General features: G+C 60.3%; 23 protein-coding genes. 12 read left to right on the top strand and 11 right to left on the bottom strand.

What is annotated here, in order from left to right; translation table 11 throughout:
* Window position 1: 1 nt before the first annotated feature.
* A complete protein-coding gene (locus CJ178_RS05970) occupies window positions 2-1,636 on the bottom strand; it encodes a GMC oxidoreductase (protein WP_095886346.1) in 1,635 nt (544 codons plus the stop codon).
* 191 nt (window positions 1,637-1,827) lie between these two features.
* On the opposite strand from CJ178_RS05970, the gene CJ178_RS05965 reads away from it, so the two are divergent.
* The 3 genes from CJ178_RS05965 (at window position 1,828) to CJ178_RS05955 (ending at window position 5,739) form a co-directional block, all read left to right on the top strand.
* Window positions 1,828-2,208 carry a PPOX class F420-dependent oxidoreductase gene (locus CJ178_RS05965; protein WP_092807777.1) on the top strand — a complete coding sequence of 127 codons (381 nt, stop codon included), beginning with the start codon at window positions 1,828-1,830 and terminating at the stop codon, window positions 2,206-2,208.
* A gap of 244 nt (window positions 2,209-2,452) precedes the next feature.
* A complete protein-coding gene (locus tag CJ178_RS05960) occupies window positions 2,453-3,862 on the top strand; it encodes an aldehyde dehydrogenase family protein (protein WP_095887863.1) in 1,410 nt (469 codons plus the stop codon).
* A gap of 47 nt (window positions 3,863-3,909) precedes the next feature.
* Window positions 3,910-5,739, top strand: coding sequence for an AMP-dependent synthetase/ligase (locus CJ178_RS05955; protein WP_373557470.1), 1,830 nt, complete (start codon window positions 3,910-3,912; stop codon window positions 5,737-5,739).
* Here CJ178_RS05955 and CJ178_RS05950 read toward each other — a convergent pair whose 3' ends face one another.
* The 3 genes from CJ178_RS05950 to CJ178_RS05940 form a co-directional block, all read right to left on the bottom strand.
* Window positions 5,740-6,594, bottom strand: a complete 855-nt coding sequence (locus tag CJ178_RS05950; RefSeq protein WP_095886345.1) for a DUF1206 domain-containing protein — start codon at window positions 6,592-6,594, stop codon at window positions 5,740-5,742.
* Window positions 6,595-6,607: 13 nt separating this feature from the next.
* On the bottom strand, window positions 6,608-9,832 hold the full coding sequence (locus CJ178_RS05945; RefSeq protein WP_095886344.1) for an HAD-IA family hydrolase: 3,225 nt from the start codon (window positions 9,830-9,832) through the stop codon (window positions 6,608-6,610).
* A gap of 711 nt (window positions 9,833-10,543) precedes the next feature.
* The gene (locus tag CJ178_RS05940) at window positions 10,544-11,017 is read right to left on the bottom strand and encodes a carboxymuconolactone decarboxylase family protein (RefSeq protein WP_245006018.1); all 474 of its coding nucleotides are present in this window, start codon (window positions 11,015-11,017) and stop codon (window positions 10,544-10,546) included.
* Between the two features lie 150 nt (window positions 11,018-11,167).
* Here CJ178_RS05940 and CJ178_RS05935 point away from each other — a divergent pair, with 150 nt between their 5' ends.
* On the top strand, window positions 11,168-11,722 hold the full coding sequence (locus tag CJ178_RS05935) for a hypothetical protein (RefSeq protein WP_257013014.1): 555 nt from the start codon (window positions 11,168-11,170) through the stop codon (window positions 11,720-11,722).
* 7 nt (window positions 11,723-11,729) lie between these two features.
* On the opposite strand, the gene CJ178_RS05930 is transcribed toward CJ178_RS05935, so the two are convergent.
* The 4 genes from CJ178_RS05930 to CJ178_RS05925 form a co-directional block, all read right to left on the bottom strand.
* Window positions 11,730-12,602 carry a TIGR03620 family F420-dependent LLM class oxidoreductase gene (locus tag CJ178_RS05930; protein WP_095886342.1) on the bottom strand — a complete coding sequence of 291 codons (873 nt, stop codon included), beginning with the start codon at window positions 12,600-12,602 and terminating at the stop codon, window positions 11,730-11,732.
* Window positions 12,603-12,615: 13 nt separating this feature from the next.
* Window positions 12,616-12,825: a hypothetical protein gene (locus tag CJ178_RS32455; protein ID WP_143547503.1), complete on the bottom strand. Its 210-nt coding sequence runs from the start codon at window positions 12,823-12,825 to the stop codon at window positions 12,616-12,618.
* A gap of 388 nt (window positions 12,826-13,213) precedes the next feature.
* Window positions 13,214-13,363 carry a hypothetical protein gene (locus CJ178_RS32705; protein ID WP_179300728.1) on the bottom strand — a complete coding sequence of 50 codons (150 nt, stop codon included), beginning with the start codon at window positions 13,361-13,363 and terminating at the stop codon, window positions 13,214-13,216.
* A 4-nt stretch (window positions 13,364-13,367) separates the two neighbouring features.
* Window positions 13,368-13,859, bottom strand: coding sequence for a hypothetical protein (locus CJ178_RS05925; RefSeq protein WP_095886341.1), 492 nt, complete (start codon window positions 13,857-13,859; stop codon window positions 13,368-13,370).
* A 278-nt stretch (window positions 13,860-14,137) separates the two neighbouring features.
* Between CJ178_RS05925 and CJ178_RS32450 the strand changes: the two genes are divergently transcribed.
* From CJ178_RS32450 to CJ178_RS05915, 3 genes are all read left to right on the top strand, one after another.
* Window positions 14,138-14,437 carry a TolB family protein gene (locus tag CJ178_RS32450; RefSeq protein WP_143547502.1) on the top strand — a complete coding sequence of 100 codons (300 nt, stop codon included), beginning with the start codon at window positions 14,138-14,140 and terminating at the stop codon, window positions 14,435-14,437.
* A 41-nt stretch (window positions 14,438-14,478) separates the two neighbouring features.
* Complete coding sequence (locus CJ178_RS05920; protein WP_143547501.1) at window positions 14,479-14,931, top strand: TolB family protein; 453 nt, start codon at window positions 14,479-14,481, stop codon at window positions 14,929-14,931.
* Window positions 14,932-15,072: 141 nt separating this feature from the next.
* On the top strand, window positions 15,073-16,563 hold the full coding sequence (locus tag CJ178_RS05915; protein ID WP_257013013.1) for a hypothetical protein: 1,491 nt from the start codon (window positions 15,073-15,075) through the stop codon (window positions 16,561-16,563).
* 390 nt (window positions 16,564-16,953) lie between these two features.
* Here CJ178_RS05915 and CJ178_RS05905 read toward each other — a convergent pair whose 3' ends face one another.
* The 3 genes from CJ178_RS05905 to CJ178_RS05895 are packed head-to-tail and all read right to left on the bottom strand — an operon-like array spanning window position 16,954 to window position 20,583.
* Window positions 16,954-18,315, bottom strand: a complete 1,362-nt coding sequence (locus tag CJ178_RS05905) for a metallopeptidase TldD-related protein (RefSeq protein WP_095886339.1) — start codon at window positions 18,313-18,315, stop codon at window positions 16,954-16,956.
* The gene (locus CJ178_RS05900; protein ID WP_095886338.1) at window positions 18,312-19,838 is read right to left on the bottom strand and encodes a TldD/PmbA family protein; all 1,527 of its coding nucleotides are present in this window, start codon (window positions 19,836-19,838) and stop codon (window positions 18,312-18,314) included. Before CJ178_RS05900 ends, CJ178_RS05905 begins: the two co-directional genes overlap by 4 nt.
* 4 nt (window positions 19,839-19,842) lie before the next feature.
* Entirely contained in the window at window positions 19,843-20,583 is a 741-nt protein-coding gene (locus CJ178_RS05895; protein ID WP_267951586.1) for a TSUP family transporter, read from the bottom strand.
* A gap of 87 nt (window positions 20,584-20,670) precedes the next feature.
* Between CJ178_RS05895 and CJ178_RS05890 the strand changes: the two genes are divergently transcribed.
* The 5 genes from CJ178_RS05890 (at window position 20,671) to hcaB (ending at window position 25,225) form a co-directional block, all read left to right on the top strand.
* Window positions 20,671-21,834: a sensor histidine kinase gene (locus CJ178_RS05890; protein ID WP_179300727.1), complete on the top strand. Its 1,164-nt coding sequence runs from the start codon at window positions 20,671-20,673 to the stop codon at window positions 21,832-21,834.
* A 285-nt stretch (window positions 21,835-22,119) separates the two neighbouring features.
* Window positions 22,120-23,547 carry an aromatic ring-hydroxylating oxygenase subunit alpha gene (locus CJ178_RS05885; RefSeq protein WP_045067803.1) on the top strand — a complete coding sequence of 476 codons (1,428 nt, stop codon included), beginning with the start codon at window positions 22,120-22,122 and terminating at the stop codon, window positions 23,545-23,547.
* A gap of 3 nt (window positions 23,548-23,550) precedes the next feature.
* Window positions 23,551-24,138, top strand: a complete 588-nt coding sequence (locus CJ178_RS05880) for a 3-phenylpropionate/cinnamic acid dioxygenase subunit beta (RefSeq protein ID WP_095886337.1) — start codon at window positions 23,551-23,553, stop codon at window positions 24,136-24,138.
* Window positions 24,135-24,446, top strand: a complete 312-nt coding sequence (locus CJ178_RS05875; protein WP_033231990.1) for a hypothetical protein — start codon at window positions 24,135-24,137, stop codon at window positions 24,444-24,446. Before CJ178_RS05880 ends, CJ178_RS05875 begins: the two co-directional genes overlap by 4 nt.
* Window positions 24,443-25,225: a 3-(cis-5,6-dihydroxycyclohexa-1,3-dien-1-yl)propanoate dehydrogenase gene (hcaB, locus tag CJ178_RS05870; protein ID WP_095886336.1), complete on the top strand. Its 783-nt coding sequence runs from the start codon at window positions 24,443-24,445 to the stop codon at window positions 25,223-25,225. Before CJ178_RS05875 ends, hcaB begins: the two co-directional genes overlap by 4 nt.
* Window positions 25,226-25,235 lie beyond the last annotated feature (10 nt).

Raw genomic sequence — 25,235 nt, 5'->3', positions numbered from 1 at the left:
CTCAGCGCTTCGAGTTGATGATCTGCGCGATGTTGCGTTCGGCCAACGCCGTGATTGTCAACGACGGATTGACCGTGCCGGTACTACCCGGGATCGCCGCTCCATCCATAACGTACAGACCGTCGTACCCCTTGACCCGGCCGTAACCGTCGGTGGCTTTGCCCAAGACTGCGCCGCCGAGAGGATGCGCGGTGAACGAGCAGTTGACGTCCTGCGCAAACGGCAATGCCGACGGCAGCGTCGAACCTGCAAAGGCCATTGAGTTCTGCACAGCACGCAAGGCCTCGATCGTGGCCGCACTGCCGTTTTTCGGCCAGTTGAGAACTACACGGTTTGTGTTGGCGTCGAAGCTGAAATCGGCGCGTTGCGGATCGAGGGTCATCCCCAGGCTGGCAAGCATGCCGATGTTCACCGGAACTCCTGCTGCATGCCAGTTTTCGAGGGACAGAGGCAGTCCCGTTTCATCAACGATGCGCGATGCGGAAGGTGCTGCCTGCGCTGAGCCGTCGCTGAACCCGAAGGATCGCACCATCGCGCCGTCGCCGTTGGTGCCCCACCCTTTACCGATGTGTTCGTTGAGGTTCGGCAGCGCGCCGGTCGCCTGAGCGCGGACAAGCAGTTCGGACGTTCCGATCGACCCAGCGCCGAGGAAGAGACGATCACACGTGATGGTGCGCCTGTTCAACACTGCGCCGGTGGGATCGCTTGTTTCGACATCGACGACGTATCGTCCGTCCTTCTCGCGGCCGATGCTCAACACTTGATGCCCGAAGCACACCGTGGTCTTGCCCGTGGCTTCAGCGGCGGGGATGTAATTCTGGGTGAGATCGAATTTTGCGCCGTTGGAATTACCCATGTTGGTGTCGCCGACGGTTGCGGAGGGGCGTGAGCCGCCGCTCAGTTCGGAACGAACGACGTCCCAGTTCCAGATGCCGTCGATGCGATGCGGGTCGAAGCCGGCTCGGCGGGCATCCTGATCCCACCGACGCGAATGCCCGAAGTTCGCCGTTTGGTAGAGATCTTCGGGCAGTGGGCTCAGGCGCAACATCTGGCGGACCTTTGGGTACCAAGTAGCAGACATCTCGTCGTAGTTCAGCGAGTTGCCGAACACGGCGTCGAAGAATCTGCGCTCGGGTGCGATCATCACGCCGGTGAAGATGACGGAACCGCCGCCGACTGCGGCGCCGCGCCACACCGACATGTTTTCGTAGTCGGTGGCGTCGAGAACTCCACTGAAGTAATCGCACGCAACCGGAATCCCGGTGAGGTTGGTGAACGATGTGCGGCGAAACACGCCTCGGCCGTCGGCGAGCAGGTCCGAGGTGTGGATTTCGCGATACGGATCATGAGGCCATCGAAGTCCCCGTTCCAATACCGTGACCTGAGTTCCGCTCTGTGCGAGTCGAAGCGCGGTGGCACTGGCACCGAATCCGGAGCCGATGACAATGGCTTCCGAATGCTGCTGGGGGACTGGTGAGGGGTCAAATAGTTCGGGAACGAGGTTGCGGTAGTGGTCCATGCCCATCGGGAGGGTGTGCCGCGGCGTCGCGTGGCTCACGGCAGTGGACGTCACCGTTGTCGTGGCGGCAACCGCTGCGCCAACACCGGCGGCCTTCAAGAAACTTCGACGCTGCATGATGAAAAGCTCAACTCCCGATACCTCGAAGACATAGGTAACGACAGAATAGCTCGAGTGAGAATTCGGTTGGGGATCATGCATAGCTTGGAGCCCCTAAAGTGCGGCAATCCGGACATATTGATTGATCGCGGAACGGTGTCTGAAATGCCGGCCGCGTGATAACCACGATTCGCACCTATCCTCGACAGGTGACCCCAGACTTCAAGCGAGTGACAGAATCCAAGTACGTCCTGCTCACCACATTCCGTAAAGACGGCACACCCGTCGCAACGCCGCTATGGGCTGCCCTCGACGGTGAGCGGTTGCTGGTGTGGACGGTGACCGATTCCTACAAGGTGAAGCGGATCAGGCGGAACCCGTCCGTGACCGTTGCAGTGTGCGATGCTCGCGGAAACCCCAAGGGTGACCCGGTCGCCGCGAAGGCAGAAATCCTCGACGGGCCTGGAACCGATCATGCCCGCGATGCGATTGCTCGTCGCTACGGAATCATCGGCTGGCTCACCATGAAGGGCAGTCTCCTCCGTCGCGGCAAGACCGGAACTGTCGGAATCGCGATTTCCGAAACATAGTCGGGTGTCTATTCGATGAATAGTGTTTTTGGACAACAGGATTGGATGAACTGATCAATCGAGCTGACGGCTAACGTGCCGCAGTGTAGCGAATGTGGAGATCCATTCCTAGCCATCGAATGGTGTGGCTCGGGTCGATACGCTGGACATGTCGGTGTGTGCGACGCACCAGCACAGACGCACCATCACAATGGGTGCTCGCCCTCATCGGCATGTCCAGATCTTCGATCTGACGGAGTTTCCCATGACGCTCACCAATCAATCACATTCCAAGGGTTCGTCCGCAGAATCTGATGTCGCGCCTATCGTGGCTCAGCTTCGGGAAGTGTATGCAGGTGGCCGGACCCGTAAAGCAGACTGGCGCAAAGGCCAGATCGGGGGAATCGAACGATTTCTCGACGAACGCGAGCAGGAGATAGCGGCGGCTCTTGCGGCAGATCTCGGACGCAGTGAGATGGAGGCGTGGCTCGCTGACGTCGCACTCGTCAAGGCAGAGGCGACCTACGCGCGAAAACGTCTGCGCTGGTGGATGCGTCGGCGACCACAACCGCTCCCGCTGAACCAACTGCCGGCAGTCGGCTGGGTCCAGTACGAGCCGCGCGGTGTTGTGCTCGTGATCGGAGCCTGGAACTATCCCGTCTATCTCACTCTCGTCCCACTTGTTGCAGCACTTGCTGCGGGCAACGTAGTCATCGTCAAACCGTCGGAAGGGGCTCCTGCGACGTCCGCACTGCTGGCTCATTGGCTGCCGCGGTACGTCGATCCAGATGCCGTTGTGGTTGTCGAAGGCGATGCACAGGTGACGCAGGAACTATTGTCCCAAGGCCCTGACAAGGTGTTGTTCACGGGCGGTACCGAGATCGGGCGCAAGATCCTGGCAAGAGCGGCGCCGGACTTGACGCCGGTACTGCTCGAACTTGGTGGCAAGAGTCCGGTCGTCGTCGCTGCCGACGCCGAAATGGATGTCGTAGCCAGACGCGTTGCGTGGGCGAAGTTGTTCAACTCGGGACAGACATGCCTTGCGCCCGACTATGTGCTCGCGGAACGGTCGATCCACGAACAATTGGTGCGTCGCATCATCGACACTCTCACGCAGTTTCGCGCCGATCAGCAGGGCCAGGGATTGCAGATCGTCAACGAGCGGCAGTTCGACAGGCTCGCCGCAAGCCTGGCCGACACTTCCGGGCGGATCGTGTTCGGGGGTGGATCGAATCGTGATGCCCTCACGATAGAACCGACGGTGATCACCGACCCCGATCCTGACGACGCCGTGATGCAGGAGGAGATCTTCGGGCCGATTCTTCCTGTGCTCGCCGTGGATTCGATCGACGAGGCGATCACGTTCGTCAACGCGCGACCCAAACCACTTGCTGCGTATTACTTCACGAGTTCGCGAACCGTGGCGACAAAGCTGGTCAATGCGATCAGTTCTGGTGGGGCAGTGGTGAATCATGTGACCGTGCACGCGATGGTGCCGCAATTGCCGTTCGGTGGTGTCGGTGACAGCGGGATGGGCGCCTACCACGGAAAGTGGGGCTTTGAAGCTTTCAGTCATCGTAAGTCTGTGCTGGTCAAGCCATTCAAGCCTGATCTGAAATTCGTCTATCCTCCGTATTCCGCGCGTTCCGTGAAGATCATGCGCAGACTGTTCTGAATCCTCGACTTCGGCAATCGATTTCGATGTCGGCAGGAGAAGTGATGATCGATGGCACCGATGACATAGTTCTTGTCCATCCGTCGGGAAACGAAGTGCGTACCGCAGTAGAGGCGTTCCAGCACACCGCGCGGATGCACCCCGACAAAGTCGCGTTGCGGACTCCTGGCGGACATCAGGAGGTGACCTGGCGTGAATACGCGCGGCGTGTCGAGGCCATCGCCGGTGGACTGGCCGAACTAGGCGTTCGGCACGGCGACACCGTCGGGCTCATGCTCACCAACCGGCCGGAATTCAATCTCGTTGATACTGCAATCACGCATCTAGGAGCTATTCCGTTTTCGGTGTACAACACCAGCGCGCCAGAACAACTCGAATTTCTGTTTAGCGACGCGGGCAACAAGGTGGTCGTCACCGAGCAGGTGTTCCTGTCGGCGATCGCAGCATCTCGCGTGACATTCGAGCACATCGTCACCGTGGACGGCCCGGCGGATGGAGCACTCGAGTTGGCGGAGATCGAATCGAATCCAGCCGCGAACTTCGATTTCGAGGCGTCGTGGCGAGCGGTGAGACCGGACGATTTGGTGACCCTTGTCTACACCTCGGGTACCACCGGTCCCCCTAAAGGTGTGGAGGTCACGCAGCGCAACGCAATCGCTGCCGCCAGGGCGATAGCCGGCTTCGACCTCGGATTCGAGGACCGGGCGATCTCGTACCTGCCGTCGGCGCACATTGCGGATCGGATTTCCACGCACGGCGCCAACCAGATCTTTGGTGTGCAAATCACGGCGGTCGGAGATCTGCGCGACTTGATGTCCGCGCTGTCCGATGTCCGGCCGACCATGTTCGTCGGTGTCCCACGGGTCTGGATGAAGATCAAGGCCGGAATTGAGGCAAAGCTGGCAGCGGAAACAAACCCGATCACGTCCAAGTTGGCGGCGTGGTCTTTCGCTGTGGGTGCGCGAGCGGCGAGAGCGACTCTGAACGGGACACCACGGGGGCGGGCGTTGCAACTGCAATACCGGGTCGCCGACACCTTGGTGTTTTCGAAGGTGCGGACCGCGTTGGGGTTCGATCAGCTCAGGTTGGCTTTCACAGGCGCAGCGGCTATTCCTGTCGAGATCCTCGAGTACTTCACCGGCTTGGGTATCCCGTTGCTCGAGATCTGGGGGATGTCGGAAACTATCGGCCTCGGTGCGATGACCACGGCCGACAATCTGAAGATCGGGACAGTGGGTAAACCCGTCACGGGCGTAGAAATCAGACTCGCAGCGGACGGTGAAGTTCTGGTACGAGGACCGATCGTGATGCGCGGATACCGCAATCAGCCCGAGAAGACCGCTGAAACAATCGATTCGGACGGCTGGATGGCGACTGGCGATATCGGAAAGTGCGATGACAACGGCAACCTGACCATCGTCGACCGCAAGAAAGAACTCATCGTCAATTCGTCGGGAAAGAACTTGGCGCCCAACAATATCGAGAATGCTGTCAAGGCATCCTCGTCGTTGATCGCCCAAGTTGTCGCGATCGGTAACAACCAGAGCTACGTCACCGCGCTGGTGACGCTGGATCCGGACGTCACTGATCTGCGAGCAGAGGCCCTAGGGGTGTCCGGAGCGCAACTCGCGGATTTGGCAGCACACCCGAAGATCGTGGAAGAGGCAACACTGGCAGTCAGGGCTGGAAACGCAAAACTATCCAGAGTTGAACAGGTGAAACGCTTTTCGATTATTCCATCGGCGTGGGTTCCAGGCGGTGATGAACTGACGCCGACGATGAAGTTGCGGCGCACACCGATCGCGAGTAAGTATGCCGACACGATCAAAGCGCTCTACGCAGAACGCAGGAATGACGGTGTCATCAACGTGGGTTGATCACATCTTGGCCGATCGGGCCATAGCGAAGGAGTAGAGACCGTAGGTGATGATGCCAAGTCCCGCGGCCACCAGGAGTGCGACTCCGTAAGGTTGGGCGCCGAGGGTTTTCAGGGCACCGTCGAGGCCGGAGGACTTATCGGGGGCCGATTGGATCACCGCAACGATCACAAGCACACCCACTGCCGCAATGGCCAATCCCTTGGCGATATACCCAACCGTGCCGAGGCGTCGAACCAGATCACTGGTGGGCCCATCGAGGTCGTCGAGGAAGTTCTGGCTGGCTCCCTTGTACACGTGGTAACCGCCGATCGCGACAATGACGAGAGCGCCGGCAACGAGTGCGACCGAGCCGACACCGGATTGCATCAGACGCGCGGTGATCCCGGTGCTCTGGCTGCTGCTGGATTTGCCGATTCCGCGTGCAAAACCCCACGCGGTGAACGCAAATGCAAAGTAGACCGCGGCCAGGGAGAACGCCTTGATTCGATCGAATATTCGCGACAATTTCTTATTGGCATCGGGCCTGGACGAACTGCCGAGTACACCTTCAACCACCCGCCACAGGCCCATAGCTGCAAATACGACGACGCCGATCCAGAGCGCCAAGCCGCCACCCGGCTTGTTCGCCAGTTCTGTCATCGCCCCGGACTGGTCTGCGGTTCCGCCGCCGCCCCCGAGAGCGAGGCGGATGGCGATGTAGCCGATGATCAGGTGAACGATGCCGCTCCCGACGAAGCCTGCTCGGGCAATACGCTCGAAGATGCTGTTCTGGGCGACTTGGCCGGCGGTAGAGGACGAGTTGTTGTATCCCGTCGACGCGGAATTTGGATCGTCCGGGTTGGTGTGAGGCATGTTGGATCTCCAGTTACTGGGCGGAAACGGTTACGGACGATCCTGGTAATACTATGTGACTGCTGCCGTCGATCGAAAGTTTGATCGGTGCAGCATCTTTCGTCTCCGACGATACGGTCACTGAAGAATGTGTGCACTGGATCTGCAATCGATGGCCACGGTAGTAGATCGTGAAGGCAAGTTCGCTCAGTTCGATCGGCAATTGCGGATGCAACCACACAACATCGTCACGGAAGTCGAGGCCGGTGTAACAGCGTTCGAGAATATCGATCGCGCCCGCCATCGCAGCGAGGTGAATGCCCTCTCGCGTACGGCCATGCTGGGAGTCCGAGAGATCCGACGCGAGCGCGCTGCGAAGCATGTCCCATGATTGCGAACGATTACCGCGGACGAGCACCCACGTGTGCGCGATTCGGCTGAGAGTCGATCCGTGCGTGGTGCGGGACAGATAGTAATCGATCATGGACGGAATCGACGACGGATCGAAGTGGTAACCCAACCGTGCGATCAGATCGGTCAGTTCCTCCGCGGAAAATACATACAGCAGCATGAGTAAGTCTGCTTGCTTGGATGCCTTGTAGTGGACGGTCGAGTCGCCTTCAGCTTCGAGAATGAGATCGAGCCGACCGATATCGAGGTACCGGGATCGGTAGTCTGCCCAATCCAGTTCTTTGAGGGTATCGAAACCCTCGAATTGCGCGAGCAGGCCATTCGGAAGGAAGGTGAGGCGCAGACGACGACTCATTTTGTCCCAGGCCGCCAACTCGGATTCTGTGACCTCGAGGTCTTCGGTGATGGATCGGCTTGTGCGGCCGAGAATCTCGACGGCGTCGAGCGCTCGCATCAGTGACCACTCCGTCATGATGTTGACGTACGTATTGTTGTCGATGCCTTCGCCAGGGCGACCTGGATAGCCGTCATGAAATTCGTCCGGGCCCATGATGCCCCGGACGTCGTATCGGTCATCGGTGGCGTCGTAGTCAGCCCGGCTGATCCAAAAGCGCGCATTTTCGACTAGAAGTTCGACCGCGTGATTCCTGAGAAATTCGAGGTCGGTGGTTGTCTGCCAGTAGTGCCATACGTTGTATGCGACGGCGAGGTTCACGTGATGCTGACGTCGGGAATTGTCGGGCATCCAGCGCTTGGATCGCGGATTGAACAGTGCAGTCGGCGTTTCCTCGCGCCCATCGCTACCGCTCTGCCAGGGGAACAGTGCGCCATCGTGTCCTGTATTTCTGGCATTGCTCCTTGCCTGTCGAAGTCGGCGACTTCGATACAGCAGCAATGATCGTGTCAATTCGGGTAGGCGCAGAGTCAGGATTGGCGTGACAAACAATTCGTCCCAGAACACGTGCCCGCGATAGGCCTCGCCGTGTAGTCCTCGCGCCGGAACGCCCACGTCGAGATCGATGGTGTGCGCGGACAGGGTCTGCAGTGCGTGAACGAGCTGGACGTTGGCGGCCAAAGATGTTGTGACATCGGAGCCCAGAGTGATGGCAAATTTGTGCCACAGAAGCTCCCACGCGATGCAATGCCGGCGGAACAATTCGCGGTGATCGGCCGCATCGATTGCGTGTTCCCGTGCAGCATGTTCGGGTTCCGCTATTGCATGGTCACGAGATGTGAAGAGCGACATGGTTTTTTCGAAAACTACGGGCTGACCCGATGTTGCCGTGTATGAGACCAACTGTGCGACGGAATTTTCGCTGACGTCCACGCGCCGTGTGTGTTGCGGCGTCGACCCGTCATCGAACCGGACTCTCAACCGTTCACATTGCGACACACGGATATGTGAGGTCGACGTTTCGACTGTCGTCGAAACACGTTCGTGATCAACCGCTTCTGCGGAAATGACGGTGAGGTGGTGATTCGCCAGTAAGGAATAGTCCGGGACGTTGTTGTTGGACACGGCTGCATTGATTCCTGAGCGCACATGGACAGTGCCGTCCCAGTTCTCGGGGATGATCGTCGTGCAGATTGCTGCGAGGTGAGGATCGTCCATCGATACGAATCGTTGTTGACGAATTCTGGTCACTCGGCCGGTGATGTCGCGGAAAGTCGTCTCACGCCGAACCGTCCCGCAGCGTAGATCGAATTCTTCATGGTGATGATCGATCAGATGGGACCCGCTCCCAAGCCACTGGCCGTCGGGTCCGGCCACGGTGAATACCGTCCAATCCGGAATATTGACGGCACTTTCGTCGTCGCGAGACCTACCCGCTGCCTCCGAAGTCAATCTGTTGTAGCACCCGGCGATGTATGTGCCGGGGTAGTGCACGCCGTCGTCATGTGATTCCGGGAGCGCTCCGCGGGTGGCGAAATAGCCGTTCCCCTGTGTCAACAGTGTTTCCCGCAGCCCAGCGGTGTCGGGGCTGCGGCCGCGGTATTCGAGGGACCAGGACGGGTCGGCGCCGTCGGTACACAGTTCGCACGCAGCATCGTCGTTGTCGCCCTCTGCCGAGGCAGAGGTGACGAAGTGGTAATCGATTTCGCTGACGTCGGACACCACGAAGTCGGCTCCGCTGCCGATCAGGTCTGCAACGTTCTCCGCCGGGCCCAGTCCGATACTGAGGCCGAAGGCGCCGGAATTGGCAGCGCGGATTCCGGCGGTCGCGTCCTCGATGACAACACACTCAGATGGTGGGACTGACAGGCGCGCTGCAGCTTCCAGATAGGTGTCGGGGTTCGGTTTCCCTGCAAGGCCGCGCTTTGCGGCGTCGATGCCATCACAGCGGATATCGAAGAGGTTTGCCAAGTGGGCGCTGTCGAGTACGAACTTCGCGTTTCTGCTTGCCGAGACAATCGCTGTGTGGACGCCGGCCGAGCGCAACTGCTGAATCCACCGGACCGTGGGAACGATCACTTCGACACGATGTCGACCAAGCTCTTCGAGGAAGTACGTATTCTTGCGCCCGAGAAGGTCGGTGATGGTAACCGCATTCGGGGAGCCTTCCGAATTTCCCAGCGGGAGAACCACATCGCGCGACGTGAGATACGACTGCAGGCCCTGAGCTCGTGCTTTGCCGTCGATATATCGTCGGTAGTCGTTGTCGCTGAGTTCCACATCGCCGACCTCGCCTCGCTCGGTCAGGTAGTGGAAAAGTCGACGCCAGGCCGCGAGATGAACTTTCGCGGTGTCGGTGACCACACCGTCCATGTCGAACAAGACGGCTCGCAAGACCTTGCCGTCGATGACGATCGACGCCCGAAGAGTTTCATCTGCTCGCCAGATCGTCATGGCAGTAGCGCTGGTGATCTGGGCGATTGGATCGAGGTAGGGAGGGCTTCGCTCGCGTCGAAACTAGAAGTGCCTACGTGGATTACCAATCTCGCTCCCTTCGGAAATGTGGCTCCCTTCACGGTATCGGATATTCCGGAGAGAGTGGCGATGCGCAGCATGCCATCGCGTGTTGGTGTGCAAAATATTTCGCCACGCGGGTTCCGATAACTTTTCCGAAGATTAGCTTGAATTTTTTCACCAGCATTTCAGGTGGGATTAATATGCGCATTACAGTCGGTTGAGCAGGCTGTATACGCGAAATTAACCCATGTCTTGCTGATTGTCGTATTTTCGACGCTTCGGTGGAGATGCTGTGCGCGATGACAAAACATGATCTACATTCGGTGTTGTAAGGATTGATTCAACCTCACCACGGAAGGGAAGATTGAAATGGGTAGTTTGGAAGATTTCGATATCTCGGCAGTGCTGCAAAAGTTGATCGCATTCGTGGATTCATTCTCATCGGACTCGCCGGAGACCGTGGAATAATGTAAGTGACGACAGGTGCTGCGTACGCCCTATTAGGGTGCGTACGCAGCACCAACTGTCGTTTGCGGAACGTGCAGCGGCGGCCATGTATTCGACTCTGATTGAATACGAAATCTATTTATTCATCAAATTATCTGCATCCCGGAATGCAGTCCCGTTCTATTCCTTGTCCGCATAGTGTTAAAGCGGGGTGAGCTCCTGATGGGTTGAGATGGCGAGCCGATTCCAAGTGTTGATCGCTGAGATTGCCATCAACAGGCGAATGATCTGATTCTCGGAGTATGACGCCTTCACTCGCGCCCAGACTGCATCCGAAACGCCGCCTTTCCCGATGAGCGTCACTTCTTCCGTCAATTCCAACACGGCCTGCTCGGCCTCGCTGAACCACGACGACGCTTCTCTCCAGGCCGCTAATACGTCCAGCCGGCGTTGATCCTCGCCGTCTTTTCGAGATTCGGTTGTGTGCATGTCCAGACAGTAGGCGCAGCCGTTGATCTGCGAGGCACGGATTTTCAGGAGATGGAGTGTTTTCGATTCGAGGTCGCCGGCGTGGACATATTTCTCGATGGCCAGCATGCCTTTGTACGCCTCGGGGTCTATGTCGGTGACAGACAGTCGTTGGGTGGCGTGGGGTCGACTTTCGATGGTGCTCACGTGGTCCTCCTTTTGCGTCTGCTGGGGGAGCGAGCCGTGATCGCTCCGAGTTCCACGTTAGTGACGAGGAATTGCTTTTTACACCGCTGGCGCTCGAGTGGTGTGTCCTGTTTCGGCACCGTGCGCATCGTCGTATGCCAGAGTCGCCAGATGAGCGAAGAAGTGGGCCCTGAGGCTTGGTGGACTGTGCTCGTCGGGATCACAGCGCTGCTCGTTGCCGGCGCTTGTGGTGTTGTCCTGTGGAGTGCCGTGCCACTCGCTTCGTATGTGTACTTCGCGCTCGCCATGGCCGTGCTCGCTGCCCTGGGTGCAGTGTGGTTGATACTCAGCCTGATTGGGTGGTTCAAATTTCGAGCCTTGCGCTGGAGTTTGATTGCGCCGGCGCTCGTTCTCCTCACATGTGCACTTGTAGCGCTGTCGGTGCCGTCGCGAATTGCGTTCATGGCGTCGAAGGACTCACTGGCTGCCGAGGCCCAGGAATGCTCGACGTCGGCGACTGACCGTCGAATAGGTGTGTATCAGGTCAGGCGGGTCGAGTCAGTTGAGCACGGGTGTCTGTTCTTCATCGAAGGCGGGCTGACCAATTCGATCGGTCTGGCGTACCTGCCGGGCGGGGCGCCGTATCTCGGCGTTCCCAGGCATGACGGCGACATCGGCTACCAGGAACTCGACGGTGATTGGTACACGTTCGTGCAAGTGTTCTAGGTGCCTGTCAGGTGATCAATGCCGTGGCAAGATCCCGATATTCTGCGGCTGGGAATGAAGTCGGGTCTGCAGTGAGCACTTGGATTGCTACTTCGTCGGCGCCCGCTTCGTAGTGCGCTTCGATGCCGGCACAGACACGTTCGAGGTCACCCCACGGAATCAGCGTGTCCATCAGAGCGTCGCTACCTCCGTCCAACAAATCCTTGTCGGTGTACCCCAGACGGCGGAGGTTGTCCGAGTAGTTCGGCAACGACAGGTAGCCGCGCATGTATTCGCGGGCGATCCCACGGGCAATGGTTTCGTCCTCTTCGAGGACCACGGCAACTTCAGGTGCGAGCAGTGGCTCGGCTCCGAGAATCTCGCGGGCCAGCGCTGTGTGTTCTGGCGGGACAAAGTAGGGGTGTGCTCCGGCCGATCTGGCAGCCGACAGCTTCAGCATGCGAGGGCCGAGGGCTGCAAGGACTCGGCGATTGGCGGGGACCGGTTCCGGTGCGGCGTCCAAAGCGTCCAGGTACTGGACCATGTGGGTGTAAGGCTTGGTGTAGGTGTGCTGCGCCTTCGCATCGACGATCGGTGCGTGGCTGGTTCCTACTCCCAGGAGAAAGCGGCCAGGGTAGTCGCGCTCGAGGTTGCTGACGGCTTGGGCGGTTTCGGTGGGGTCAGCATGCCAGATGCTGGCAATGCCGCTGGCGACACCGATTCGCGTTGTCGCAGATAGCACTTCGCCGTACACGGCAGGCAGGCCTTCTCCGAAACCGCCTGACGTCCACAACCGCGTGTAACCCAACTCGTCGAGTTCGCGAGCTGCGTCGAGTGCTGCCTCGCGATGTTGCGGACTCAGCCAGAGCGCGCCACCCCATGCACTTACTTGTCGTGTCATAACGTGAGCCTAGCTATTGATCCACTCGAGGGTGATGAATCACCACGTTCAGTGTTGGGTCGGAGACGAGAGTTCCTTGGCGGTAGAGGACCGTCCAATCACGTTCGCGCCGTTGCCAAATAGTTGCCCTGCGGGTGAGCTTGGTGTCTTGCTGGAGCGTATAGGTCAGTAGATAGGTAGCCGGGGCGATCTCGCGTAGGTGGAACTCTCTGGTGGCGGACACTGTCCTTGCAGCCTTGGTATCCCCAATTCGCCTTGCAGCAGTTTCGCAACACAGTGAACCGGCGTGTGATATCGAGAAGCTCGTTGACCTCGTTGTCGGCCCTCAGTCCAGACGATAGCGATGCCCATCCGCGTATTCCCCACGCCGTCTATCCGGTCGACTACGGGATATCTTGTCGGCACCGACACCGGCGCAGCGCCGGGTCCGAGTCCAGCATCCAGGCCGTCACCGTTGGATACAGCTTTCCGGCGCGATTCGAAAGTACGGATCACCCGGTCGACCGCCGCGTGGCAATTGTGCACGCGCAGGCGGGATCATCCGCGCGTGTGCATAATCGGCGAGCGAACTCGGCGACGTCACAACCTACTATGGGGGTTAATTGCCTCTCTCACAGCAGAGAGAAGAAGCAGCTCGATTCCGAACTGATCGCCGGTAGGGCGAGCGGTCTGGGTGCTGCGTTGAGGTCTGACGTGTACAGCGACGGAACAACATAGAGCGGTATCAGTTCGCGCAAGCCGAACCGCGATCGAATCTGCATGCGCTCATTCTTTCCAGACGCCATCGGTGGCTTTGATCTCGCGGATCATCGAAGGTCCGCCTGTGGGCCAGGTCTGGATGAGGTAGTCCTCGGTGGGGGTGTCGACGTCGAGGTCCCAGTGCGATGCTCGTCCACGGGTGGCGATGCGGAAGTGCCGAGCACCTCGGTGGGAGGTGAGCTTCCCGAATTCTTCGACGATCTCGTTTGCCAAGGTGATGAAAAGCATGGGTTCGCGGCACACGACGGTGACTTCTTCGATGTTGTCCCATGCGTCGAGATCGATATAAGGTCCACCGTTTTCGAAAATGTGGTCTTCACCGGACAACAGTTCAAGTGTGACATTAACGGGACCGTAGGCGATTCCGGTGTGAACGGAGATGAGGTGGTTGCCGGCGTCGAAAACCTGGCCGGTGGTGTATGTGTCGGTGGGATCGGCGTCGGCCGCCGAGATGAGAAACGTGTGGTGCTCGACCTCTATCAATCCTGTGATCGTCATTGGTTGATTAGAGCAGTTGGCCCTGCGCGCGTCGTGACTGCGGCAAGAAATCGTAGGGTTGTCATTGCTGTCTGGGACTTGAGTGCCCGTCGGCCCTGGCACACTCGCAGTAATAGTTGGCCAGGTTCCTGGTCCTCACGGTTAGGGAGCTGAGGTCGATGATGAGAGTTCGCAGAAATTACGGTTGGCTTCGATCGAGCAAATCAAGAGTCATCGTTGTTGCGGCTCTTACCATGTTCTTCGTCGCGGCTTGTAGCAGCCCTGAACCCGAACATGACGTGGCGACAGAAATCATTGCCTTTGCAGATGGCGACGGTTCGATTTACACGATGAAGCCGGACGGGAGCGGCCTTCGCCAGCTCACCACCACCATCACTGACGACAACTACTCTGAATACGCGTCCGACCCTGCTGTGGCTCCGGATGGCAGCAAGATTGCATTCACCCGAGGATCGGGGATCGCTGTGATGAACGTCGACGGAACCGAGCAGACGACCGTGACCGACCGCGGCGGTTCCCCCAATTTTTCGCCGATGGTTCGAAAATCGTATTCGGCTGCGTCGGCGGGATTTGCCTGATCAATGCTGACGGTTCCGATCGGCAACAACTCTCACCGGAGGTGAATGACGATCGCAGCATCCCGAGTAGGTCTTTTCCTTCGTTCTCCCCGGACGGAACGAAGATCATCTTCAACGAAAACGGCTACATTGCAGGGTTTTCGGCTGACGGCACCGGATGGTTCCAGGTGCTGCGTGACCAGTACTGGAACTCCGATCCCGCCTATTCGCCGGATGGGTCGACCATCGTCTTCTCGAGCAACCGTGGCGGGAAGAACCAATCCGAGACATATGTGATGACAGCCGACGGTAAGGACATTCGCGCACTTACGACGGAACATGATGTCGGAGCCGTGTATTCGCCAGACGGCTCGAAGATCGTCTACACGCACGGGGTAGCTGAACCTCGCACCCTGGTGGGTATCTGGGTCATGAACCTAGACGGCAGCGAACCACGGCTGTTGACCTCGAAATCGCTGATCGCTCAAGCCCCCAGTTGGGGCGGATATGCGTAACGTCAACCTTTTGGGGTAATTGTCGCAATTTTTCGGGAATAGGCCTGGCCGCAAACAAATGTGTGGTCGACTCGAACCGCACATAGCGCGGGTCTCTGTCTGTCGTCCGCGAAAAACACTCCCACGGGGAACGGAGATGCGATGCAGAAGGTGCCGAGTGGGACGAGGGGCCGACTGGTTCTGACAGCTCTGACCGCGGTACTGATTGCAACAGGCGGTGGCATCGCATCCGCTCAGCCCACATCCTGGGGTCCACTCGCCGCTCCCAACCCGTTCCTCGGACCCGCGGGTACCTCGACGATGCACGGTGACGCCGGTTCCTCCGATGCGACACCACTCAGCGGTCCGGGCACCGGGAAATTAACCGTTGATCCGCTTCCCTTGGCTGCAGCATGCCCGACACTGCTCGAGGGATCCGATGGATTGGTTCTTGCGCTGTGTACCAGCATCCTCGGCCAGACTCCGACGGTGCACCTGATAGACACGTCGGCGCTCGGCACCGGATCGGCGGGTTCGTCGGTCGGATCATTCTCACCTGCTGCTTCCGTTGCGCAACTTGAACTTGCGAAAGGCAGCTTGCTCGGCGGTGTCTATGCGTACCTGGACAACGACAACCGGCTTGTTGCGGTGGAAGGTAACCGCATGCTGGTGCGGGTGCAGCACGAACAGAAGCCAAACGGCGGTTGGCGACTCTTCGTCGACCAATCAGTTGATCTGACCTCGTCAATTCCCGACGGCGACAATGTCACCGGCCTCGCACCGGACTGGCAAGGCAACGTGTGGTTTGCAACTGGTGCCGGTCGCGTCGGTAGCGTCGACGGGGGAGGAGTCGCCCGCACACATCAATTGCCGGCCGGCGAGGAAGTGCAGAACAGCATCTCTACCTCGGCGTTCGGCACCGCCGTCGCGACTACTCACGCGCTGTACCAGCTCAGTGCCGCGCAGGACGGCACCCCGACAATAGATTGGCGTGCACCGTACGACCGTGGCAGTGCCCGCAAGCCAGGTCAACTCAGCTGGGGAACCGGTTCCACGCCAACCTATTTCGGCCCAAGCGGAGACGACTACGTGACGATCGTCGACAATGCCGACACTCAGGTGCATCTCTTGGTCTACCGAGCTGCGACCGGTGAAATGGTCTGCAGTCAGAACGTTCTCAGTACCGCAGGGCCAGGCAGCGAGAACTCGCCGATTGGTATCGGCAACTCGGTGTTCGTGGCCGGCACTTACGGCTATCCCTACCCGACGGTGCCCGAAGGCGCCGGGCCCGCGGTACCCGCGAGTGCACCGTTTGTCGGCGGCATGACTCGCGTCGATGTCGATAATGCTGGAACCGAATGCCACACAGTGTGGGACAACGACGCTCGTAGTTCTGCCGTGCCGCATCTGTCGACTGCCGACGGAAATTTGTACACCGTCGTTCGTCAAGGGCTTCCGCTTTCATCCGACAGCACCACCCCGCTCGACGGCTTTGCGTTCACGGTGATCGATCCGAACACCGGGGAGGTGCTTGCGTCGCGCGATCTACCCGGAACCATCGTCAACGACACCTTGCAGATGTCCGCGCTGATCAATTCGAGTGGTGACTACCTTCAGGGGACGATCAGTGGAGTAATCCGAGTCGGCGGGTAGCACAGCCAGCCGACCTCGACGCACTCTGCACCACTATCGGCAAGCGCACAGCCGTGCATCTGTAACCGGCGTCTCGGCACCCAGTATCAGGCAATCTCACGCGTGCTGCGCGGAATTCGATGACCTTCGATGATTCTCTGCCTGAGGGGAGGAATCGCAATGCAGCATGGTCGGTATCAGTTTTCCGGTGTTGTCGATCCTCGATACCGAAACACTGTCGCTGCAACCGTGATTCAACTTCACTGCGTGGGCAATAGCATCCCGGTCGGATTCGAATTCCCCAACTGTCGAGGTGCCTTCCGGGAGGGTGATCTTGTACTTCTCCATTACAAAACTTCTTCGTGTAGTCCTATCGACGGCCTACCCAGAGTGGGTGGGAGGGAAACGTTTCTATTGCGCCGCGCTGACCGACGACATGTGGAAATCGGGAATGCGCAGCGGTGGCATGGCGGTGCGGGTGAACCAGTCTTTCCATTCGCGAGGGAGCGTGATCTCGGTGCGTCCGGCTTCGGTGACACGGCGAAGGAGGTCCAGCGGGCTTTCGTTGAAGCGGAAATTGTTGACCGCGCCGACGATCGTGCCGTTCTCGATGAGGTACACACCGTCGCGGGTCAACCCGGTGAGCAGCAGCGTTGTCGGGTCCACCTCGCGGATGTACCAGAGTGTGGTGAGGAGGAGACCGCGTTCGGTTTTCGCGATCATGTCCTCGATGCCGGTGTCATCGCCGCCGGTGAGGATCAGGTTGTCACCTGGCACGGCAACGGGTCGGTCGAATTCGCGGGCAGCATGACGCGGATACGCAAGGGCTGCGATCGTGCCGTCTTTGATCCAGTCGACACGATCGATGTCCATACCGTTGTCGAAGAGCGAGACGGATTCACTCGACGACGTGGTCACCACGAACGGCGCGGATTTCAAGCCGTCGGCGTCCGGGTCCGAGGTCAGAGTCAATCCCAGTGTTCCGAGGGTTTCCCCGATTCGCGTGCCACCTGTCCTCGACAGTGCGGTGTGGCCTTCCTCGGCTCCGCGGCCTTCCATGGTCCACATCAGGTAGATCATGAGGTCTGCAACCGCGGACGGCGGAAGAATTGTTTCGTACCGTCCAGCCGGCAACGCGACCGAGTTTTTTGCCCAGTCGAGACGAGTAGTCAACTGGGACAAAAGATTGGGTATGGAGATGTCGCTGAAGTCGACCGTCCCGGATCCGACCCAGGCGCTGGCGTCGCCGCGTTTGCCGTTGATCTCGACTGAGCCGGTGGGCTGAACGGTGCGGCGGCGAAGGCCGGTAGAGGTTCCGAGCCACGTGGTGTGCAGTTGATGATGCGCAAAGCCGAACAGTTGATCCTGTCCGTCGAAGCCGGCGGAGAGGTCGGCAGCAAGGCGGCTGAAGACAGCGATGTCGGTCAGTGCAGGGCCGGATTCCCATTCAGAATCTGCTGGACCTGCCGGTACAAGGTCGGAGGCGTCGTCGGCGGGTGTTGCACTTCGGGCGGCGTCCTCGCTTGCCTTTACGACAGTCTCGATCTGCGCGGGATCGACACTGCTGGAACTCACTGTCCCGACACGGGCGGTGTCACCGTCCCGAACGATCGAGATGACGGTCCAGGTCCGAGACAGTGAGACACCGTTCGTGGTCATGGAGTTGTTGGCCCACCGCAACGACGCTTCGCTGGCGTCGGTGACGATGACGATCGACTCGTCGACGGTTCGCGCGGCCAGCGCGCGGTCCACTACCTGCTGCGCCGTGATCACTGCTGGGCCTCCGAACGGGTGTTGAGGATGTTGACGCCGCGGAACAAAGCGGACGGGCATCCGTGACTGACAGCGGCGACCTGCCCGGGTTGCGCCTTGCCGCAATTGAATGCGCCGCCGAGTTTCCACGTCGACGCTCCGCCTACAGCTTCCATCGAGCCCCAGAAGTCGGTGGTGGTGGCCTGGTAAGCGACGTCGCGGACCTGGCCGTCGAGTTTGCCGTCCCGGATTTTGAAGAACCGCTGACCCGTGAACTGGAAGTTGTAGCGCTGCATGTCGATTGACCACGACTTGTCTCCGACGACATAAATGCCGTCTTCGACTCTCGAGATCAAGTCGGCCGTCGACGTGTCGGTCTCCGGATCGGCGGAGAGGGAAACGTTGGCCATGCGCTGGATGGGAACGTGGTGCGGCGAATCGGCGTACGAGCACCCGTTGGAGCGCTCAAGGCCCAGACGCGGGGCAAACGCGCGGTCGAGTTGATATCCGACCAGCGTGCCGTCTGCGACCAGGTCCCAGCGCTGGGCGGCGACGCCGTCGTCGTCATAACCGACGCTGGCCAGTCCGTGTGCGACGTTGCGGTCAGCCGTGACGTGCATGATGTCGGTGCCGTACTTCAGTGTGCCGAGCTTGTCGGGGGTCGCGAAGGAGGTGCCGGCATAGGCGGCTTCGTATCCGATTGCCCGGTCGTATTCGGTTGCATGCCCGATGGATTCGTGAATGGTGAGCCACAGGTTGGTCGGGTCGATCACGAGGTCTGTCGGGCCAGGTGTGACCGACGGCGCCTTGACCTTCTCGGTGAGCCACTGCGGGATCTGCGCCAGCTCCTCAGCCCAGTCCCACGTGCTACCGGTGCCGAGATACTCCCAACCCCGCGCGACCGGCGGCGCCAAAGTACGCATCGACTCGAAGCTGCCCGCTGATTTGTCGACGGCTGTTGCCTCGATTTCGGGATGCAGTCGCACCCGTTGCTGGATGATCGACGAGCCCGCCATATCGGCGTAGAACGTCTGCTCCTTGACCTGGAGAACCCCAGCGGTGACGTGGTCGACGCCGTCGGACGCCTGAAGTCGGCCCGAGTAGTCCAGGAGAAGATCGACCTTGTCGGACGTCGGAGTGGTGAACGGATCTATCTCGTACGGAGACACCCACGTGGCGTCGGCGTAGATCGGTTCGTCGGCAAGAGTCACCGGATCGCGATTGAGTGATCGCAACGCCCTCGCCACCTCGACGGCTTGCCGTGCCAACGACGACGCAACAGCGGGTGACACCTCCGCGTGGGAGGCAAACCCCCAGGTTCCGTCCACGATCACGCGGACAGCCACACCCACTTCGTCGCTGTCCGAAACCGATTGAACTTTGCCGTCGCGCAACCGGATCGACTGAGTGAGCAACCGGTGCACACGTACATCCGCGTGCTCGGCTCCGGCGGCGCGCGCTGCGGACAGCGCGGCGTCCGTTACTGCCTTCAGAGGGAGGGCGAGGAAATCTGTATCGACATCTCGGGTGACGGTCACCGTCATGACGCTAGCCGAACTGCTGCCACCCCAGGCGAATCACCATGGCAATCACAACAACCAGCAGTGTGATCCGGACAAAACCGGAGCCTTTACTCAGTGCCATACGCGAACCGACGACCGCGCCGAGAACATTGCACACGGCCATCGCCAATCCCAAGCTCCACCACACATGGCCGGTGACGGCAAAGTACGTCAACGCGCCGAAATTGGAACCGAGATTGATGACCTTGGCCATCGCCGCGCTGCGGACGAACTCCGTTCCGAGGAACGTCGCGAAGCTGATGATCAGGAACGTGCCCGTGCCTGGGCCGAGTAAACCGTCGTAAAGCCCGATGAGTCCCGCTGACAGCAAGATCACCAGAGCCGATTTGCGTTGAGTCGGGCGGTGCGTGGCGAGCGTCGTACCCAGGCTCGGACGCATCGTGACGAACACGGCGACGGCCACCAGGACAACCATCACGATCGGAATGAAGTACTTTTTGTCGATCAACGACACTGCCGCCGCGCCACACGCTGCAGTAATCGCGGCCAGGATCGCCGCCGGGATCAACTGTCGCCATTGCATCGGAATTCGGCGTGAGAACGTCCACACCGCAGCGCTGGTCCCGGTGAACGCGGTGAGCTTGTTGGTAGCCAATGCGGCCTGCGGCGTCAACTGGGGTGCAACCAGGAACAGTGCCGGCAGCAGAATCAGCCCGCCGCCGCCGACAACGGCATCAACCCATCCGGCCGCCGTCGCCGCCGTCATGAGCAGGCCCCAGTCCGCAATATCCACGGCGGTGACTCTCTCACAGAGTGAGCGGTGATGCGGTGACGGTGTGGGAGTCTTGATCGCATGAGGAGGTTCAGCCTGTGGCTGCGAGGCAAGCCGATGATCGCCGACGGCGCGTTGGCGTTGCTGTTCTTTGCCCTGGAGATCGTCTCGTACATAGGCTCTGAGCGCGAGGAACATTGGCAACAGCTGGCGCTCGGATTCCTGATCTGCCTTCCCGTCCTCTGGCGTCGTAAGTACCCGCGAGTGTCTGCGGTGGCGATTCTCCTGATGTCGTTCACCAGTACTTTTCTCATGTGGATGAGCGGGAATGCATCAGTCGAACATCCCGGGTTGCTGGCGTTAGGCGTAGCTCTCTACACGCTGGTCGTGTACGTGGACCGGCGCACCGCCGCGATTTACCTCGGCTTTCTCCTCATCGACTCGACTCTGGCGATACTTGTGGTGCGAACAGACATCGTCCTGGATCTCATCGTTACCGCAATGCTGTTCGCCCTGGCTTGGATCAGCGCCGAATTTGTCAGTGCCAGACGCGCGTATGACGAAGAAGTGGCGGCACGTCTGGAGGTGGCCGAATACGACCGCGACCGCCGGGCCGAGGAAGCCGTTGCCGCGGAGCGGACCCGCATCGCGCGCGAATTGCACGACGTCGTTGCCCACGCGGTGAGCGTGATGATCGTCCAAGCCGACGGGGCGAGCTATGCCGTCGACACGAATCCGGCGCTAGCGAAGAAAGCGCTTGGCAACATCTCGAGCACAGGGCGAGACGCGCTGGCAGAACTACGACGCACGGTCTCGCTGTTGCGCACCGAAGTCAACAACGAGGCGATGCCGCAACACGGTTCTGCGGGCATCGCGAAGGTTGTGGAGATGATGCGTGCGACGGGTTTGAACGTACGACTGGAGTTGACGGGCGAACTCGACGACATCACGCCGTCCGTGAGTTTGGGTATTCACCGGATCGTTCAGGAGTCACTGACCAACGTGCTGCGTCACGGTGGTGACAGTCCGAAAGCGCGAGTTACCGTGCGCCGCACCGACACCGCAGTCCTGGTGGAAGTCATCGACAAGGGGATGGCGACGTCTGCTTTCACAGGTGGTTCCGGCAACGGCTTGGTCGGAATGCGTGAGCGCGTCGCAGTTCTGCAGGGAACTCTCGAGACCGGTCGACGCCCTGACGGCAGCTGGCGTGTGTACGCCGAGCTTCCCCTCGCGATCCAGGATTGACCGACCGGGCCAGGCGCGGTTTCCGACTTCCGGCACGGCTGAAGTTGTCCAGGCTCACCTGCACAACGTGACGCGACGGGTTTCGCATTCAACCGGCCTGGCCGGTGCATTTGTGCTGCTTGAGCACCACAATACCTCTGGTGAACAGACCATAATTCTTCTCTGCGGAGATTCGAGTCCGCGAAGCTGAACGAACCGTGCGGTGAATCGACGGTTGACATCGCCCCTTCCTGAAAGCAGAATAACTTTCTGTACATCAGAAAAACTATCGAAATGAGGCTTCTCATGCGCGACGCGGATGGCGTTATAGCGAACGTCCGACGAGGCATGCTCCCTGCGCACATCTACAACGACGCAGAGGTTTTCGAGGCTGAGAAGGAGCGGCTGTTCAGCCGCGCATGGATGTTTGTTGCGCACGAGTCGGAATTGCCGCAGGTTGGCGACTACGTTGTGCGCCGCGTCATGGAGAATTCGTTCATCGTCAGCCGTGACCAGTCCGGCGAGATCCACGCGATGTTCAACATGTGCCTGCACCGCGGTATGCAGGTATGCCGCGCCGAGCAGGGCAATGCCTCGCACTTCCGCTGCCCGTACCACGGCTGGTCGTACAAGAACGACGGCCGCATCGTCGGTATGCCGTTCCACAAGGAGGCATACGGCGGCGAGGAGGGCTTCGCGCGTAAGGGACAGCGACTGCTGCCGGCGCCCAGCCTGGGCATCTACAACGGGCTGATCTTCGTGTCGATGGACCCGGACGCCGAGTCGCTGGAGGACTTCCTCGGCGACTTCAAGTTCTACCTCGACTACTACACCAAGCAGAGCGCGAGTGGCGTCGAGGTTCGCGGACCCCAGCGCTGGCGAGTCAAGGCCAACTGGAAGATCGGCGCCGAGAACTTCGCCGGCGACATGTACCACACGCCGCAGACGCACACGAGCGTCGTCGAGATCGGCCTGTTCCGCGAGCCGAAGGCGGAAAAGCGTAAGGACGGCAACACATACTGGGCGGGCAAAGGCGGCGGCACCACGTACAAGCTGCCCCCGGGAACCTTCGAAGAGAAGATGAACTACGTGGGCTACCCCGACGAAATGGTCGAGCGCATGAAGGAGCAGTGGTCCCAGGAGCAGGTCGACGTCATCGGACGCGACGGCTTCATGATCTCGGCCGCTTCGGTCTTCCCGAACATCAGCCTGGTTCACAACTGGCCGAAGGTCGCTGAAGGCGACGACGTCCTGCCCTTCATCTCCATCCGGCAGTGGCAGCCGATCAGCGCCGACGAGACCGAGGTCCTGTCCTGGTTCGTCGTAGACAAGGAAGCCCCGGAGGAGTTCAAGAAGCTCTCCTACAAGGCCTACCTGATGTGCTTCGGCTCCAGCGGCATGTTCGAGCAGGATGACGTCGAGAACTGGGTTTCTCTGACCAACACTGCCGGTGGGTCGATGGCCCGCCGCCTGCTGCTCAACGGCCGCATGGGCATGCTGCACGACGACAGCCCGGTAGTGCAGCCATTGACGGAGGACGAGTTCTGCGGTCCCGGCGTGGCGCACGTCGGCTACGGCGAATACAACCAGCGGCACCTTCTCAACGAGTGGGCCGACTATCTGGAGAAGCCTGCGCCGGTGACGGAGAACATTCACGTCGGTGCTCCCAATGTCGATGGTGAGTGCAGCAGTGACACGGCAGCGCAGTGCAGCAGCGAGAAGGCGGAGGTATAACTCATGAGCACCTACATCCCCATCGACTCCGCCAGCTCCCCGCTGGGTCAGGCCGCGTCGAAGACCACCGCCGTTGGCTCCTCACTGGCATTCGACGATCCGCGGCACCTGACCGCGAATCGCTGGCTCGTGGAGGAGACCTACATTCTCGATCGACAGGACTACGACGCCTGGCTCGATACCCTCGCCGAGGACATCCATTACTTCATGCCGATCCGCGTCACCACGGCGCTGGGAACCGGCTATGACACGGCCAAGGACATGGCGCACTTCGACGAGGACAAGTACTCGTTGAGCCGTCGCGTCGCGCGTTTCGACACGGGCCACGCGTGGGCAGAGGATCCGCCCTCGCGACTGCGTCACCACCTGTCCAACGTCCGCACCTTCGCGACGGAGAACGAGAACGAACTCGTCGTCGAGTCGGCAGTCCTGTTGTTCCGCAGCCGCGGTGACGTGCTGGAGCCCTCGCTGCTCTCGGTTGGTCGCGTCGACCTGCTGCGTCTCGAGGGGGACGTCTGGCGCCTGGCCCGTCGGCACATCGCCGCCGACGAGTCCGTGCTGCGCATGCAGAACCTGGCGGTCTTCCTGTGAAGCTCGCCTGGGAGGGTGAAGCCGAGGACGCCGCAGCGGCAGCCCGGGCGAGTTCCCGGCTCGGCGTGCTGCAGGACCAGCGCGACGGTGAGACCATCGTCGTCGCGAATGAGTTCGCCGACATGCGAATCTCGAAGGTTCACACCCGCAACGGCGTTCGGCTGCTCATCGAATCGCCGAAGTCCGGCCAGTGGATCACTCTCGACGCTCTCGAGCTCGAAGCGCTGACGTGGCAGAACGAAACCACGCTGTCTGCGATGGTCGGGAAACCGTTCCAGTCGCTCCTCGGCACCGAGGACGCCTCGTGACCGGCTGGCTCGACGGTAAGCGTGCGCTTGTCGTCGGGGCGGGCTCCGGCATCGGGCGCGGTGTGGTCGACGCCTTCCTCTCCGAGGGCGCCAAGGTCGGCGTCCTCGAACTCGACACTGCCAAGTGTGAGGCACTTGCGGCCGAGCACCCCGAGGTCGAAGTTGTGCAGGGCGACGCCACCAAGGCTGCCGCGAACCAGACTGCGGTCGCTGCCGTCGTGGATCGCTTTGGCGGCCTGGATGTTCTGGTGAACTGCGTCGGCGTCTTCGACTTCTACCGCAAGCTCGAGAGCATCGACGCCGACATGCTGGATCAGGCGTTCGACGAGATGTTCGCAATCAACGTCAAGTCGCACCTGCACAGCGTCAAGGTCGCGACGCCGGCGCTGCGTGAGTCGGGTGGGTCGATCGTGCTCACAGAGTCGACGTCGGCCTACTACCCGGGCCGCGGCGGAACCCTGTATGTCGCTTCCAAATTCGCCGTACGAGGATTGGTCACCACCCTCGCGTACGAGTTGGCACCGGACATCCGCGTCAACGGCGTGGCCCCTGGCGGCACCCTGGGGACCGATCTGAGCGGGCTCACGACGCTGGGACTGACCGAGAACCGACTCGACGGCCCGGACCGCGCGAAGGAACTCGCCGGCCGTAACCCGTTGGGAGTCGCACTCTCCGGCATCGACCACGCGTGGAGCTACGTCTTCCTCGCCTCCGACCGATCACGCGGCATTTCCGGCCGCGTCGTCCACTCGGATGGCGGCATGGGCATCAAAGTTTAAGAGTCGCACC

Source organism: Rhodococcus sp. ACPA4 (genome assembly GCF_002300185.1).
Taxonomy (GTDB): domain Bacteria; phylum Actinomycetota; class Actinomycetes; order Mycobacteriales; family Mycobacteriaceae; genus Rhodococcus_F; species Rhodococcus_F globerula.
This window is presented reverse-complemented; position numbering and strand designations above follow the sequence as displayed.

Excerpts from the sequence above, each read along its gene's own strand:
- CJ178_RS05970 (WP_095886346.1), bottom strand. The coding sequence starts at position 1,636 with ATGCAGCGTCGAAGTTTCTTGAAGGCCGCCGGTGTTGGCGCAGCGGTT.
- CJ178_RS05960 (WP_095887863.1), top strand. The coding sequence starts at position 2,453 with ATGACGCTCACCAATCAATCACATTCCAAGGGTTCGTCCGCAGAATCT.
- CJ178_RS05950 (WP_095886345.1), bottom strand. The coding sequence starts at position 6,594 with ATGCCTCACACCAACCCGGACGATCCAAATTCCGCGTCGACGGGATAC.
- CJ178_RS05945 (WP_095886344.1), bottom strand. The coding sequence starts at position 9,832 with ATGACGATCTGGCGAGCAGATGAAACTCTTCGGGCGTCGATCGTCATC.
- CJ178_RS05935 (WP_257013014.1), top strand. The coding sequence starts at position 11,168 with ATGAGCGAAGAAGTGGGCCCTGAGGCTTGGTGGACTGTGCTCGTCGGG.
- CJ178_RS05930 (WP_095886342.1), bottom strand. The coding sequence starts at position 12,602 with ATGACACGACAAGTAAGTGCATGGGGTGGCGCGCTCTGGCTGAGTCCG.
- CJ178_RS32705 (WP_179300728.1), bottom strand. The coding sequence starts at position 13,363 with ATGCAGATTCGATCGCGGTTCGGCTTGCGCGAACTGATACCGCTCTAT.
- CJ178_RS05925 (WP_095886341.1), bottom strand. The coding sequence starts at position 13,859 with ATGACGATCACAGGATTGATAGAGGTCGAGCACCACACGTTTCTCATC.
- CJ178_RS05915 (WP_257013013.1), top strand. The coding sequence starts at position 15,073 with ATGCAGAAGGTGCCGAGTGGGACGAGGGGCCGACTGGTTCTGACAGCT.
- CJ178_RS05900 (WP_095886338.1), bottom strand. The coding sequence starts at position 19,838 with ATGACGGTGACCGTCACCCGAGATGTCGATACAGATTTCCTCGCCCTC.
- CJ178_RS05895 (WP_267951586.1), bottom strand. The coding sequence starts at position 20,583 with ATGACGGCGGCGACGGCGGCCGGATGGGTTGATGCCGTTGTCGGCGGC.
- CJ178_RS05890 (WP_179300727.1), top strand. The coding sequence starts at position 20,671 with ATGAGGAGGTTCAGCCTGTGGCTGCGAGGCAAGCCGATGATCGCCGAC.
- CJ178_RS05885 (WP_045067803.1), top strand. The coding sequence starts at position 22,120 with ATGCGCGACGCGGATGGCGTTATAGCGAACGTCCGACGAGGCATGCTC.
- CJ178_RS05880 (WP_095886337.1), top strand. The coding sequence starts at position 23,551 with ATGAGCACCTACATCCCCATCGACTCCGCCAGCTCCCCGCTGGGTCAG.